At 72.8% G+C, this 13,409-nt stretch carries 14 protein-coding genes; 7 read left to right on the forward strand and 7 right to left on the reverse strand.

Annotation, left to right across the window (positions count from 1 at the left end):
* The first annotated feature begins 57 nt into the window (after positions 1-57).
* The 7 genes from hutC to FFT10_RS04210 all read left to right on the forward strand — a co-directional run bounded on the left by hutC (position 58) and on the right by FFT10_RS04210 (position 6,373).
* Positions 58-768: a histidine utilization transcriptional repressor HutC gene (gene hutC / locus FFT10_RS04180; protein ID WP_137731533.1), complete on the forward strand. Its 711-nt coding sequence runs from the start codon at positions 58-60 to the stop codon at positions 766-768.
* On the forward strand, positions 765-1,604 hold the full coding sequence (locus FFT10_RS04185; protein ID WP_137731534.1) for a phytanoyl-CoA dioxygenase family protein: 840 nt from the start codon (positions 765-767) through the stop codon (positions 1,602-1,604). The genes hutC and FFT10_RS04185 overlap by 4 nt, the downstream gene beginning before the upstream one ends.
* Complete coding sequence (locus FFT10_RS04190) at positions 1,601-2,197, forward strand: HutD/Ves family protein (RefSeq protein WP_137731535.1); 597 nt, start codon at positions 1,601-1,603, stop codon at positions 2,195-2,197. The genes FFT10_RS04185 and FFT10_RS04190 overlap by 4 nt, the downstream gene beginning before the upstream one ends.
* The gene (gene hutI / locus FFT10_RS04195) at positions 2,194-3,426 is read left to right on the forward strand and encodes an imidazolonepropionase (protein WP_137731536.1); all 1,233 of its coding nucleotides are present in this window, start codon (positions 2,194-2,196) and stop codon (positions 3,424-3,426) included. Before FFT10_RS04190 ends, hutI begins: the two co-directional genes overlap by 4 nt.
* Positions 3,423-4,238 carry an N-formylglutamate deformylase gene (gene hutG, locus FFT10_RS04200; RefSeq protein ID WP_137731537.1) on the forward strand — a complete coding sequence of 272 codons (816 nt, stop codon included), beginning with the start codon at positions 3,423-3,425 and terminating at the stop codon, positions 4,236-4,238. Before hutI ends, hutG begins: the two co-directional genes overlap by 4 nt.
* On the forward strand, positions 4,235-5,623 hold the full coding sequence (locus FFT10_RS04205) for a formimidoylglutamate deiminase (protein WP_137731538.1): 1,389 nt from the start codon (positions 4,235-4,237) through the stop codon (positions 5,621-5,623). The genes hutG and FFT10_RS04205 overlap by 4 nt, the downstream gene beginning before the upstream one ends.
* 75 nt (positions 5,624-5,698) lie before the next feature.
* On the forward strand, positions 5,699-6,373 hold the full coding sequence (locus FFT10_RS04210; protein WP_137732047.1) for a dienelactone hydrolase family protein: 675 nt from the start codon (positions 5,699-5,701) through the stop codon (positions 6,371-6,373).
* Between the two features lie 21 nt (positions 6,374-6,394).
* On the opposite strand, the gene FFT10_RS04215 is transcribed toward FFT10_RS04210, so the two are convergent.
* From FFT10_RS04215 to lipP1, 7 genes are all read right to left on the reverse strand, one after another.
* Positions 6,395-7,792: a chloride channel protein gene (locus FFT10_RS04215; RefSeq protein ID WP_228026950.1), complete on the reverse strand. Its 1,398-nt coding sequence runs from the start codon at positions 7,790-7,792 to the stop codon at positions 6,395-6,397.
* Positions 7,793-8,015: 223 nt separating this feature from the next.
* A complete protein-coding gene (locus FFT10_RS04220; protein WP_137731539.1) occupies positions 8,016-8,537 on the reverse strand; it encodes a MarR family winged helix-turn-helix transcriptional regulator in 522 nt (173 codons plus the stop codon).
* A 194-nt stretch (positions 8,538-8,731) separates the two neighbouring features.
* Complete coding sequence (locus FFT10_RS04225) at positions 8,732-9,532, reverse strand: tRNA threonylcarbamoyladenosine dehydratase (protein ID WP_174246075.1); 801 nt, start codon at positions 9,530-9,532, stop codon at positions 8,732-8,734.
* Complete coding sequence (ybgF, locus tag FFT10_RS04230) at positions 9,532-10,284, reverse strand: tol-pal system protein YbgF (RefSeq protein WP_137732050.1); 753 nt, start codon at positions 10,282-10,284, stop codon at positions 9,532-9,534. The genes FFT10_RS04225 and ybgF overlap by 1 nt, the downstream gene beginning before the upstream one ends.
* A gap of 125 nt (positions 10,285-10,409) precedes the next feature.
* Positions 10,410-10,994, reverse strand: a complete 585-nt coding sequence (gene pal / locus FFT10_RS04235; protein WP_137731540.1) for a peptidoglycan-associated lipoprotein Pal — start codon at positions 10,992-10,994, stop codon at positions 10,410-10,412.
* A gap of 138 nt (positions 10,995-11,132) precedes the next feature.
* A complete protein-coding gene (gene tolB / locus FFT10_RS04240) occupies positions 11,133-12,419 on the reverse strand; it encodes a Tol-Pal system beta propeller repeat protein TolB (RefSeq protein ID WP_137731541.1) in 1,287 nt (428 codons plus the stop codon).
* Positions 12,420-12,467: 48 nt separating this feature from the next.
* Positions 12,468-13,400 carry a LipP1 family hormone-sensitive lipase gene (lipP1, locus tag FFT10_RS04245; protein WP_137731542.1) on the reverse strand — a complete coding sequence of 311 codons (933 nt, stop codon included), beginning with the start codon at positions 13,398-13,400 and terminating at the stop codon, positions 12,468-12,470.
* Positions 13,401-13,409: the final 9 nt, after the last annotated feature.

Genomic DNA, 13,409 nt, shown 5'->3' on the forward strand with positions numbered 1-13,409 from the left:
CTGGAATGGGCTGCAATGTACTTGTCTAGACAAGCAAGCGCAAGTAGCATCTGCGCCATGGTTTCCACCCGCCAGGCGCCCTACGCCGCCGTCAAGCAAGCCCTGAAGGACGGCCTGGCCGCCGGCCAGTGGCCCGCCGGCGCACTGATGCCCAGCGAGGCCGAGCTGGTGGCCCGGCATGGCGTCAGCCGCATGACGGTGAACCGCGCGCTGCGCGAGCTGCAGGCCGAGGGCCTGGTCGAGCGGGTGCAGGGCGTGGGCACCTTCGCCGCGCGGCTGCACCGGGTGGCCAGCACACTGACCCTGCACGACCTGCACGAGGAGATCGAGGCCCGCGGCCACACCCACCAGGCCAAGGTGCTGGTGCAACGCGCCGAGAAGGCCAGCGCCCGCCTGGCCGAGCAGCTGGGCCTGGCCACCGGCGCCCAGGTCTTCCACACCGTCATCGTGCACCTGGAGAACGGCGTGCCGCTGCAGCTGGAAGACCGCTACGTCAACCCCGCCTGCTCGCCCGGCTACCTGCAGGCCGACTTCACCCGCACCACGCCCACCCAGGTGCTGTTCGACACCACCGCGCTGTGGCGGGCGCAGTACAGCATCGAGGCCGAGCCGGCCACCGCCGACGAGGCGCGCCTGCTGGCCATCGCCCCCGGCAGCGCCTGCCTGGTGGTGACACGCCGCACCTTCACCCGCGATGCCACCATCACCCTGGCCCGGCTGGTGCACCCGGGCCAGCACTACAGCCTGCACGGGGAGTTCCAGCCTTGACCAACGATGTCGCCCAGCGCGCCGCCGCAGCGGCCACGCCCGATCTGGTGGCCGCGTACCAGCGCGATGGCGCGGTCTGCCTGCGCGGCCTGCTGAACGCCGATGAACTCGCCCAGCTGCGCCGCGGCATCGACGCCAACCTGGCCGCGCCCAGCCCGCGCGCCATCGTCGCCAGCCAGCCCGACGACCCCGGCTTCTTCATCGAGGACTTCTGCAACTGGCCCACCAACGCTGACTACCGCGCGCTGGCCCTGGAATCGCCGCTGGCGCAGGTGGCCGCCCGGCTGATGCAGAGCAGCACGGTGCGCCTGTACCACGACCACATGCTGACCAAGGAGCCCGGCACCCGGCAGAAGACGCCCTGGCACCAGGACCAGCCCTACTACAACGTCGACGGCGCGCAGAACGTCAGCTTCTGGGTCCCGGCCGATCCGGTGGCGCGGCCCAGCACGCTGGAATTCGTGGCCGGCTCGCACCGCGGGCCCTGGCTGATGCCGCGCACCTTCATGACGAACCAGGCACGCTGGTTCCCCGAGGGCAGCCTGGCCGATCTGCCCGACATCGAGGCCGACCGCGCGGCCTTCCACATCCTGCGCTGGGCGCTGGAACCTGGCGATGTGGTGGCCTTCCACATGCTGGCCCTGCATGCGGCCGGCGGCGTGGCGCCCGGCCAGCGGCGGCGGGTGTTCAGCCTGCGCTACCTGGGCGACGATGCCCGCCATGCGCCGCGGCGGTGGACGACGTCGCCCGAGTTCCCCGGCCTGGCCGATCGGCTGCCGTCCGGCGCGCCGATGGACGATGCGCTGTTCCCGCTGCTGGTGGGTGGATCGGCATGACCTGGCTGCAGCACATCGCCATCGACCGGGTGCCGCCCCAGCCCTGGCGCAACGGCGGCGGCAGCACCCGCGAGCTGTTCACCTGGCCGGGCGGCGCCGCACCCTGGCAGCTGCGCATCAGCGTGGCCGACATCACACGCGACGGCCCGTTCTCGGCCTTCGACGGCGTGGACCGGTGGTTTGCGGTGCTGCAAGGCGCCGGCGTGCAACTGGCCCTGCCCGGCGGGCCGCAGCGCCTGGATGTGCACAGCCCGCCCCTCCAGTTTGCAGGGGAGCAAGCGCCCGACTGCCGGCTGACCGATGGCCCGACGCGCGACCTGAACCTGATGCTGCAGCGCGGCGCCGGGCAGGCGGCCGTGCTGGCGGCAGTGCCTGGGCAGGCCTGGCACGATGCGGCGCCGCTGCGTGCCCTGCTCACCACCACGCCGGTGCAGCTGCAGATCGATGACCGGTCCGCGCAGGCGGTGGGCGCCTGGACCCTGGCGCTGGCCAGCGCCGCGGCGGGCCAGCGCTGGTCGCTCTCGACGCCGAGCGGCGCGCTGCCCGCCGGCCAGCGCGCCTGCTGGCTCGCCTTCACCCCCGCCCCGCGATGACCCACACCACCCTCTGGCGCGATGCCCGCCTCGTCACCCTGCAACCTGGCAGCGCCTGGGCGCCGGTCGACGATGCGGCGCTGCTGGTCGACGCCGGCCACATCCGCTGGGTCGGCCCGCTGGCCGACCTGCCGGCTGCGCTGGCGCCGACCATCCAGGCCGAGCAGTCGCTGGGCGGCGCGATGGTCACGCCCGGCCTGGTCGATTGCCACACCCACCTGGTCTACGGCGGCCACCGCGCCGCCGAGTTCGAGCTGCGGCTGCAGGGCGCCAGCTATGAACAGATCGCCCGCGCCGGCGGCGGCATCCTGTCGACCGTGGCCGCCACCCGCGCCGCCACGGAAGAACAGCTCTACGCCAGCGCCCTGCCCCGCGCCCGCGCCCTGCTGGCCGAGGGCGTGACCACGCTGGAGATCAAGTCGGGCTATGGCCTGTCGGCCGAGCACGAGGCACGCTGCCTGCGTGTGGCCCGCCGGCTGGGCCAGACCCTGCCGGTCACCGTGCGCACCACCAGCCTGGCCGCCCATGCGCTGCCACCTGAATACACCGGCCAGCCCGACGCCTACCTCGACGCCGCCATCGCCTGGCTGCCGCAGCTGCAGGCCGCGGGCCTGGTCGATGCGGTCGACGCCTTCTGCGAGACCATCGCCTTCAGCCCGGGGCAGACCCGGCGCATGTTCGATGCCGCCCGCGCGCTGGGCCTGCCGGTCAAGCTGCATGCCGAGCAACTGAGCAACCAGCACGGCGCCGCACTCGCCGCCGGCCACGGCGCGCTCAGCTGCGACCACCTGGAGCACCTGGACGAGGCCGGCATCGCCGCCATGGCCGCCGCCGGCACGGTGGCGGTGCTGTTGCCGGGCGCGTTCTACTTCCTGCGCGAGTCCAGGCTGCCGCCGGTGGCCGCGCTGCGTGCCGCCGGCGTGCCGATGGCGATCGCCAGCGACCACAACCCCGGCTCGTCGCCCGGCCTGTCGCTGCTGCTGATGCTGAACATGGCCTGCACCCTGCTGCGCCTGACGCCCGAGGAAGCGGTGCTGGGCGCCACCCGCCACGCCGCGGCGGCGCTCGGCCTGGGCGCCAGCCATGGCCAGCTGGCGCCCGGCTGCGCCGCCGACTTCGTCGCCTGGGACCTGGACCATCCGCGCGAACTGGCCTACTGGTTCGGCCGCAACCCCTGCCGGCGCGTGGTGCGCAACGGCGTCGAGACCTGCCTGAAGGATCTGCCATGAGCGATGCCCATGACACCGTGTACACCCTGCACCGCGGCAGCCGGCCGCTGCTGCTGAGCCTGCCCCATGTGGGCACCGCGCTGCCCGCCGCGCTGCAGCCGCGCCTGGTGCCCCGCGCTTTGGCGGTGGAAGACACCGACTGGCACCTGGAGCGGCTGTACGGCTTTGCGACAGCACTGGATGTGAGCGTGCTGGTGCCGCGCCACAGCCGCTACCTGGTCGACCTGAACCGCCCGCCCGAGAACGCGCCGATGTACCCCGGCGTCAACAACACCGGCCTGTGCCCGGCCACCTTCTTCACCGGCGAGCCGCTGTACCAGCCTGGCCAGGCGCCGGACGGGGCCGAGGTGGCACAGCGTGTGGCCGCGTACTGGCGGCCTTACCACGACGCGCTGGCTGCTGAACTGGCGCGGCTGCGCGCCGCCCACGGCCAGGTGGTGCTGTTCGACGGCCACAGCATCCGCAGCGAGTTGCCCTGGCTGTTCGATGGCCGGCTGCCCGACCTGAACCTGGGCACCGCCAGCGGCAGCAGCTGCGCGCCGGCGCTGCGCGAAGCCTTGGCCGGCGTGCTGGCCGGTCAATCCACCTACACCGTGGCGGTGGACGGCCGCTTCAAGGGTGGCCACATCACCCGCTTCTATGGCCGCCCGGCCGCCGGCATGCATGCGGTGCAGCTGGAGATGACCTGGCGCTGCTACATGGAGGAAGCACCGCCGTTCGCCTGGCACGATGGCCGCGCCGCCCAGGTGCAGCCGCTGCTGAAGCAACTGGTGCAGGCGATGCTGGACTTCGCCGAGGACGGCGCGGCATGAGCACTGCACAGGCGCTCTGGGCGCCGCGGGCCTGGATCGGCGGTGGCTGGCAAGCCCGGGTGCTGCTGGAGATCGACGGCCAGGGCCACTTCAGCCAGGTGCATGCCGGCATGCCCGCGCCGCAAGGCGCCACCGTGCTGTCCGGCCCGGTGCTGCCGGGCCTGGTCAATGCCCACAGCCATGCCTTCCAGCGCGCCTTTGCCGGCCTGGCCGAGCGCCGCAACGGCCAGGACGACGACTTCTGGAGCTGGCGCGACCGCATGTACGCGGTGGCGCTGCAGGTCTCGCCCGCCGCCCTGCGCGCCGTGGCCGGCCAGCTGTATGCCGAGCTGCTGCAGGGTGGCTACACCCAGGTCTGCGAATTCCACTACCTGCAGCACCAGCCCGACGGCCAGCCCTACCCCGACCGGCTGACGATGTGCCAGGCGCTGATGCAGGCCGCGGCCGACACCGGCATCGGCCTGACCCTGCTGCCGGTGCTGTACGAGCGCGCCGGCTTCCAGCAGCCGGCGCTGCGGCCCGACCAGCGCCGGTTCGCCACGACCGCGACCGATGTGCTGGCGCTGCGGCAAGGCGTGCTGGATGCCGGCCAGCCGCTGGTGAGTGCGGGCGTGGCCATCCACTCGCTGCGGGCTGCGCAGCCGGCAGCGATCCGGCAGTTGCAGCAGGCGCTGGCCGATGTCGCAACGCCGATCCACATCCACATCGCCGAGCAGACGGCCGAGGTCGACGACTGCCTGGCCGCCACCGGCCAGCGGCCGATCGACTGGCTGGCCAGCCACCTGCCCCTGGATGCCCGCTGGCACCTGGTGCACGCCACCCATGCCACGCCGGCCGAGATCGACGCGGTGGGCCGTGCCGGTGCCGGCGTGGTGATCTGCCCAAGCACCGAGGCCAACCTGGGTGATGGCCTCGTCGACCTGCCGCGCTGGCTGGACAGCGGCGCGCTGCTGTCCCTGGGCAGCGACAGCCATGTCAGCCGGCAATGGCCGGCCGAGCTGCGGCTGCTGGAGTACGGCCAGCGCCTGGCGCTGCGCCAGCGCAACCTGGGCGCCGCACCGCAGCTGGGGCTGGACGCCACGGCGGCACGGCTGTTCGACCGCCACCTGGCCGGCGGCGCGGCAGCGGCTGGCTTCGACTGCTGGGGCCTGGCGGCCGGCGCCCGCGCCGACCTGCTGGTGCTGGACGGGCAGGCCGACGGCCTGGCCGGCGTGCCGCCCAGCCACGCGCTGGACGCGCTGGTGTTCGCCACCGATGCACCGGCCTTCCGCGAGGTGTGGGTGGCCGGCCAGCGCCGGGTGGCCGACGGCCGCCACCGGCAGCAGGCCGCGCTGCGCGCCGCCCATGCCGAGGCCATGGCCAGGCTCTGGGCGGCCCCGGATTGACGCTGGGTACCGGCCCGTCCCTACACTGCCGGGTTGTCTTCCAACCCGACACGACAGGAGCATTCCATGGGATCGATGATCAGCTTCAACCGCCCCGACGGCCAGGCCGTGCAGGGCTACCTGGCCGAGTGCCCCGGCGCCAAGGGCGCGGTGGTGGTGATCCAGGAGTGGTGGGGCCTGAACGACCAGATCCGCGGCGTGGCCGACCGCATCGCCGCCGCCGGCTTCACGGCCCTGGTGCCTGACCTGTACCGTGGCAAGAGCACGGTGGAGGCCGAGGAAGCCCACCACCTGATGAGCAACCTGAATTTCGGCGACGCGGCCAGCCAGGACGTGCGCGGCGCGGTGCAGTACCTGAAGGCGAGCCATGTCAAGGTGGGCGTCACCGGCTTCTGCATGGGCGGCGCGCTGACCGTGCTGAGCCTGACCATGGCGCCCGAAGCGGATGCCGGCGTGGTCTGGTACGGCCTGCCGCCGCTGGAGTACGTGGACGCCAGCAAGATCAAGGCGCCGATGATCGCCCACTGGGCCGAGCAGGACGGCGCTTTCCCGATCGCCACGGTCGACCCGCTGGAAGCCAAGCTGCGCGAGGCCGGCGTGGCGTACCACGGCTACCGCTACCTGGCCCAGCACGGCTTCGCCAACGAAACCGCGCAAGGCCCCGGCCGCATCGCCATGACCCAGTACGACGCCGCCTGGGCCCAGCTGGCCTGGGACCGCAGCTTCGCCTTCTTCGGCAAGCATCTCTGAGGTGAAAGGCCGGCGCCGCTGTCAGGGCGGATCCGGCCGGTCGCGCGCCGGTGCCGCGCCGGGCACCGGCAGCATGGCGGCCAGTTCCTGGTACATCGGCCGCGTGACCAGCCGCGCCACGCCGCTGGACAGCAGCGCGCAGGCCATCAGGCTCAGCACCATGGCCTGGCCTGACACCATCTCCATCACGATGATGAAGGCGGTGATCGGCCCGCCGGTGGTGGCGGCCAGGAAGCTGGCCATGCCCATGGCGATCAGCGGGATGGCGGCCTCGCGGCCCAGGCCCATGAACAGCGCCACATCGTTGCCGATGCCTGCGCCGATGGCCAGTGACGGCGCAAACACGCCGGCCGGCACGCCCGACCAGGCCGAGATCCAGGTGGCGCAGAACTTCAGCAGCGTGTAGACGCCGGGCAGATCGCCCTGCCCTTCCAGCAATGCGCGGGTGGGGGCGTAGCCGGCCCCGGCCGTGGCACCCTGCGTGACCAGGCCGATCACCGCCACCGCCAGGCCGCAGCCGGCGGCAAAGCGCAGCGGATGGCTGCTGCGCCAGCGGCTGAAGCGGTCGGGCAGACCGCGCACCGACACCACGATCAGGCGGGCAAACAGCCCGCCGGCCAATCCGGCCACCAGCGCCACCACCAGCCCCGGCAACAGCAGCGACCACGACAGGGCCTGCACCTTCAGCCGGCCAAAGTAGGTGGCGTTGCCAAACACCGCCACCGCCACCAGGCCGGCCAGCACGATGGCCGCGATCACCAGTGCGCTGTGCGAGATGTGGCGCCGCCGCGTGAGCTGTTCCAGCGCAAACACGATGCCGCCGAGCGGCGTGTTGAAGGCCGCGGCAATGCCGGCGGCCGCACCAGCCACCATCAGGTCGTGCGCGTCGATGCCCGATTGCGGCGACAGCCAGCGCCGCGCGCCGACCATCACGCCCGCGCCCACCTGCACCGTGGGCCCCTCGCGGCCGATCGACAGGCCGGCCAGCAGGCCGCCGGACACCAGCCCGATCTTGTGCAGCGACACCCGCAGCGACACCAGCCAGGCACGCTGGGCCGGCGGCAGGTCGTCATCGAGCGCGCGCACCACCTGCGGAATGCCCGAGCCCAGCGCGCCCGGCACATAGCGCCGCGCCCACCACAGCAGGGCCACGGTGAGGGCCGGTGTCCACAGCAGGGTGAGGTAGCGGCCCTGCGGGCCCCAGCCCTCGACCAGCCGGTAGCCGTGGATGGCCGCCTCGGCCAGCAGCGTGAAGGCCACCACGATGGCCCCGGTGGCGGCCGCATAGGCCAGCACCACGGCGCGGTCCAGCCACTGCCGGCCAGCCAGGAGTTCCTGCCGCAGGTTGCGCCAGATCTCGGGGTCGATGTCCTGCGCGGTGCGCCAGCCGCCATGCAGCCGGGCGCGGGCCAGGCGCACCAGTTCCCTCCAGGCTGCAGGGCGCGGGGCGGCATCATCACTCGGCATCGACATCGGCGTGGGGTCGGCGGGCGGAACAGCCGCAAGGCACAGCCAAAACACAATTGTATTTGCACAATTGCAAGCACTCCGCCGGACCACCGCCGGACCACCGCCGGACCACCGCCGGACCACCGCCGGACCACCGCTGGATCGGCCGTGCACCGCCGCGGCCGCCTGGCCGCTACATCTGCGCCAGCGGAATGCCGGCCGCACGCTCGTCGGCCTTCAGCACCGCCAGCAGCGTGCCCAGGTCCGCGTCCAGCCGGGCCAGTGTGGCCGCGTCCAGCGCCGCCAGCGCCTCCGGCAGCACCCCGGAGGCCGGGCCTGGTGCCTTCTTCAGCACGCGCAGGCCGCTGGGCGTGGCCCGCAGGCACAGCGCCCGGCGGTCGGCTGTATCGCGGTTGGCCACCAGCAGGCCGGCAGTCACCATGGCCTTGACCAGGTTGCTGGCTGTGGTCTGATGGATGTCCATGGCGCTGGCCAGTCCGCCCACGCCGATGTCGGGCCGTGCATGCACCACGCTCAGCGCCCAGAGCTGGGCACCGCCGATGCCCGCCCGCTTCTCCACCTGCTGGAAATGCGTCTTGACGGCATTGAACACGGAGCGGAATTTGCGCAGCACCCGGGTGGCGGGTTCGGCCTGGGCGTCCGGCAGGGTGGGGGCGACGGGTCGGCGTTTTGGCGCACGGGTCAGGGTCGGCATGCGGAAATCATAGGGGCAGCGGTGACCCCGGCAGACCTGCCCTGCACCAAAAAAGGCTGGGCCCGCTCGGGCCCCGCAAAGTCGCGCTCCTGACCGCGCGTCGATGGATGTCTCGACAAGCGGCTCGCAAATTATATTTGCTTCAATGTATTTCGGCGCATCGGGGCCATCCCGGCCCGCCCGCCTGACTGCGATCAAGCCTGGCGTGCAGCCTGCACCAGCCGCAGCGCCTCGCCGGCGGCCACCAGGCCGAAGGTGGCGGTCACGGTGACGGTGGAGCCGTAGCCGGCGCAGTTCAGCGTGCCATCGGTGGCGCAGGCGGCTTCGTCGTCCTGCAGCGGCGCGGCCACGGCCTCGCGGCTGAAGACACAGCGCAGGCCGATGCGGCCGGTGCGCGGGGCACCCTGCTTGCGCAGCCGCTGGCGCAGGCTGGCCAGCAGCGGATCGTGCGTGGTCTCGGCCAGGTCGGCCACTTCCACGGCCTGGGCCAGCTGCTTGCCACCGGCCGCACCCACGCAGACCAGCGGCGTGCCGGTCTGCAGCGCCCAGGCGGCCAGGGCCAGCTTGGCGGCGCTCTGGTCGCAGGCGTCGATCACCAGGTCCACGGCTGCCGGCAGCAGCGCCGGCCAGTTGTCGGCGGTGGCGAACTCCTCCACGCACAGCACGGCGCAGCCGGGGTGGATGTCGGCGATGCGCTGGCGCAGCGCCTCGGCCTTGGCCATGCCCAGCGTGCTGCCCACGGCCTGCACCTGGCGGTTGATGTTGGACTCGGCCACATGGTCCAGGTCGACCAGCACCAGCCGGGCCACACCACTGCGCGCCAGCGCCTCCACCGCCCAGCTGCCGACGCCACCCAGGCCGACCACCGCGATGCGCGCGCTGCGCACCGCCTGGTAGCCGGCAGCGCCGTACAGGCGACGCAGGCCGCCGAAGCGGCGCTCGAGATCGGCGTCTTCGGTGATGTCGGCCGTGGCGGTGCTGGCCAGCAGCACCATCAGCCCTTCAGCGTGCCCAGGCGTTCCTTGCCCGCGGCGGCCGCCTCGCTGGCCGGGTGGGCCTTGATCAGGTCGTCGAGCGTCTTGCGGGCGCCGCGCGTGTCCTTCATCTCGATCTGGCAGTTGGCCACCGCCAGCAGGGCCTCGGGCGTGCGCGGATGGTTGGGCGCGGCCGTGACCATCGCGCGGAAGACGCTGATCGCCTCCTTGTAGTTCTTCTGCCCGTACAGCGCATTGCCCAGCCAGAAGCGCACCGAGTCGTTGTAGCCGCTGTTGGGATAGCGCTGCACGAAGGCACCCAGCGCGCCGGCGGCCTTGTCGAAGTCGCCACCGCGCAGCGCCGCCATCGCGGCGTCGTGGGCACGCCGCTCGTCGGGCTCGGCGCTGAACTCCTTGCCGTCGAGCGTGACCTTCTGCGGCTCCAGGTTGCGCAGCCGGTCGTCGAGGCTCTTGGCCATGTCGCGGGTCAGCTTCTGCAGATCGGCCAGGTCGCGCGCCAGCTGCTCCTGCGTGCCACGCAGCCTGGCGTTGTCGGCGCGCTGCGCCTCCAGCTGGGCATTGAGCTCCAGCAGGCTGCGGCGCAGCGCGCCCACCTGCTCCAGCAGCGCCGCCTGGGCCCGCGCCTGGTCCGCCAGCTTGGCCTGGGCGTTCTCGTCACTGGCCTGGATGCGCGCCCGCAGATCGAGGATGGCCTTGCGCGCCTCTTCGTCGTCGAACAAGCCAGCGTGTGCGCCAGCGGCCGCGCAGGCCATCACGACCGCGGCGGCCTGGGGCCGCCAGCGGCCCAGCAGCCGCCGCGGAACCGGCTTCGCCGGGCCGCTGGCGGCGCCCCCCTGGGGGGGAGCGCCGAAGGCGCTTCGGGGGGGGGGGGCCACGGTCACCGGTCCTTCAGCTCGGCACGCCGGTTGCGCGCCCAGGCAGCTTCGTCCTGGCCTTCGACGGCCGGGCGCTCCTTGCCGAAGCTCACCGCTTCCAGCTGCGATTCCTGCACGCCCAGCAGCGCCAGCGACCTGGCCACCGCCTCGGCCCGCTTCTGGCCCAGGGCCAGGTTGTATTCGCGGCCGCCGCGGTCATCGGTGTGGCCTTCGATCACCAGGCGCTTGCCGCGCTGGGCGGCCAGCTGCTTGGCGTGGCCGTCGATCAGGCCGCGGAACTCATCCCGGACGACGAAGCTGTCGAAATCGAAGTACACCACCCGGCCCAGCGTGGCGCCCGCGGCCGCGGCATTGCCCGCGCCCACCGCGCCCGGCAGGCTGACGGTGGCCACCTGCGACTGAGGCGCCGGCGTGCCGGTGCCGCCGCTGGCGGTGGCGGCATTGCCAGTGGCGCCGGCCTGGCCGCTGACGGCCGTGGGCGTCCGGGATTCGACCGGGGTCTCGTCGAGCTTGACCGTCGAGCCGCAGCCCGCCAGCAGCAAGGCGGCCACGGTGGCCAGGCCACCCACGCGCATACGCATCATCATGATCTCTCCAAGGTCAGCGGTGGCCCAGGCCACCCGAACGCCGGCCAGCGGCCGGCAAGCACCACGACCACCAGCCCGCAGGCCGGCGGCCGCACACGCGATCATCGCCCATGTCCGCGGGCCGGCTGATCGCCGATGTCATCGACCGAACGGCCCCCACGCAGGTTCCCGCACATCCAGCCCCGACGACAGCAGCCGGGTGCGGATGCGGCCGTCCAGCGTGGTGGTCATCAGCACATCGCGGCCCTGGCTGCGGGTGGCGTAGATCAGCAGCCGGCTGTTGGGCGCGAAGCTGGGGCTCTCGTCGTCGTTGGTGTCGGTGACGGCCACGGCGGGGCCGCTGCCGTCCAGCGGCTGCACCATCACCCGGAAGCCGGTGCCGCGGGCCACGTAGGCCAGGTGGCGGCCATCGGGGCTGATGGCCGGGCTGATGTTGTAGGCACCGTTGAAGGTGATGCGCTCGGCGCTGGTGGCCGGCCCGCCGCCGTCGACCGGCATGCGGTAGACCTGCGGGCCGCCGCCGCGGTCGCTGACGAAGTACAGGCTCTGCCCATCGGGCGCGAAGGTGGCCTCGGTGTCGATGGCGCTGCTCTGGGTCAGCCGGCGCAGGCTGTCGCCCTGCAGGTCCAGCAGGTACAGCTGCGACGGCCCGTCGCGCGACAGCGTCACCGCCAGCTTGCGGCCGTCGGGCGACCAGGCCGGCGCGCTGTTGCTGCCCTTGAAGCTGGCCACCGCACGGTACTCGCCGCTGCTCACGTCCTGCACCATCACCACGGCCTTGCCGGTGTAGAACGACACATAGGCCAGCCTGCGGCCGTCGGGCGACCAGGCCGGGCTGATGATGGGTTGCGGGCTGGCCAGCGCCACCTGGCCGCCCTCGCCGTCGGCATCGGTGATGCGCAGGGTATAGCGGTTGGCGGCGCGGGTGACGTAGGCGATGCGGGTGGCGTTGACACCGCGCTCGCCGGTCAGCGATTCCTGCACCAGGTCGGCGATGCGGTGGGCGGCCAGGCGCAGGTCGGCCGCGGCCACCACCAGGCTCTGGCCGGCGCGCTCCTCGGCCTTGACCACATCCCACAGCTTGAAGCGCACGTCGAAGCGGCCGTCGGCCAGCCGGGTGACCGAGCCGGCCACCAGGCTGTCGGCGCCACGGCTGCGCCAGTCGCTCCACTGCGGCTGGCTGCGCTCATCCAGCGCGCCGCTGGATTCGACGATGCGGAACAGCCCGCTGCGCTCCAGGTCGGCCCGCAGCACCGCCGACAGGGCGACGCCGCTGCGGTCTTCATCGCGGAAGCGGGTCAGCGCCAGCGGCAGCTGGGTGGCGCCGACACCGGCGATCTCCACCCGGAACTGGGCCTGGGCGATCGGTGTGGCCAGGCTGCTGGCAGCCAGGGTGGCAAGGAAACGGCGGCGGGGATTCAGCATCGGTTGCGGGGGTGGAGTCACCGGCGGCGGCAGAGGTTCCACGCCGTGTCAGGCCAGGGCGCGGCGCAAGGCCAGCGCGCACAGGCCCACGGCGGTGTTGGCCTCGTCGATCACCCGGCCCATGGTGATGAAACCGTGGATCTGGCGCTCGAAGCACACATACTGCGCCGTGCTGCCGGCGGCCGACAGTGCGTCAGCGTACTGCCGGCCCTCGTCGCGCAGCGGGTCGAAGCCGGCCGTCAGCACCAAGGCCGGCGGCAGCCCGGCCAGGCTGGCATGCAGCAGCGGCGAGGCGCGCCAGTCGGTCAACTGGTCAGGGCCAAGGTAGTGGCGCTGGAAATAGGCGATGGTGTCGCTGGTCAGCACATAGCCCTGGCCGTTGCTGGTGTGGCTGGGCGCGGTGGCGCGCATGTCGGTGGCCGGGTAGATCAGCAGCTGGAACTTCAGCGGCACGGCTTCGCCGGCATCGCGCCAGGCCAGGCAGACCACCGCGGCCAGGTTGCCACCGGCGCTGTCGCCGCCCACGGCGAAGCGGCTGGCATCCAGCCCCAGCGCGCCGGCCTGGGCCTGCAGCCAGCGGGTGGCGGCCAGGCAGTCGTCGGGCGCGGCGGGAAAGCGGTGCTCCGGGCCCATGCGGTAGTCCACCGCCACCACCACGCAGCCGGCCTCGTCGGCCAGCTGGCGGCACAGCACGTCATGGGTGTCCAGATCGCCGATCACCCAGCCGCCGCCATGAAAGTACACCAGCGTGGGCGCCGGGCTGGCCACGCCGGCCGGCCGGTACAACCGCAGCGGGATGGGGCCCAGCGGTCCGGGGGCGGACAGGTCCCGCACCTCGGCCATGGGGCGCGGCGCGGGCTGGCTGAAGCTGCGGCGCTCGCGGTAGAAGGCGCGGGCGTCGGCCGGCGTCAGCAGATGGGTGGGCGGAATGCCGCGTTCGGCGATCAGGTCGATCAGGGCCTTGGCCTGGGGGTCGAGCATCGGGCGTCT

It is taken from the genome of Pseudaquabacterium pictum (assembly GCF_005403045.1).
Taxonomy (GTDB): domain Bacteria; phylum Pseudomonadota; class Gammaproteobacteria; order Burkholderiales; family Burkholderiaceae_C; genus Pseudaquabacterium; species Pseudaquabacterium pictum.

Bases quoted from the DNA above. Each gene is read 5' to 3' on its own strand.
- hutG (WP_137731537.1), top strand. From the start codon at position 3,423: ATGAGCGATGCCCATGACACCGTGTACACCCTGCACCGCGGCAGCCGG.
- FFT10_RS04190 (WP_137731535.1), top strand. From the start codon at position 1,601: ATGACCTGGCTGCAGCACATCGCCATCGACCGGGTGCCGCCCCAGCCC.
- FFT10_RS04205 (WP_137731538.1), top strand. From the start codon at position 4,235: ATGAGCACTGCACAGGCGCTCTGGGCGCCGCGGGCCTGGATCGGCGGT.
- FFT10_RS04225 (WP_174246075.1), bottom strand. From the start codon at position 9,532: ATGGTGCTGCTGGCCAGCACCGCCACGGCCGACATCACCGAAGACGCC.
- FFT10_RS04210 (WP_137732047.1), top strand. From the start codon at position 5,699: ATGATCAGCTTCAACCGCCCCGACGGCCAGGCCGTGCAGGGCTACCTG.
- FFT10_RS04220 (WP_137731539.1), bottom strand. From the start codon at position 8,537: ATGCCGACCCTGACCCGTGCGCCAAAACGCCGACCCGTCGCCCCCACC.
- hutI (WP_137731536.1), top strand. From the start codon at position 2,194: ATGACCCACACCACCCTCTGGCGCGATGCCCGCCTCGTCACCCTGCAA.
- lipP1 (WP_137731542.1), bottom strand. From the start codon at position 13,400: ATGCTCGACCCCCAGGCCAAGGCCCTGATCGACCTGATCGCCGAACGC.
- hutC (WP_137731533.1), top strand. From the start codon at position 58: ATGGTTTCCACCCGCCAGGCGCCCTACGCCGCCGTCAAGCAAGCCCTG.
- tolB (WP_137731541.1), bottom strand. From the start codon at position 12,419: ATGCTGAATCCCCGCCGCCGTTTCCTTGCCACCCTGGCTGCCAGCAGC.
- ybgF (WP_137732050.1), bottom strand. From the start codon at position 10,284: ATGGCCTGCGCGGCCGCTGGCGCACACGCTGGCTTGTTCGACGACGAA.
- pal (WP_137731540.1), bottom strand. From the start codon at position 10,994: ATGATGATGCGTATGCGCGTGGGTGGCCTGGCCACCGTGGCCGCCTTG.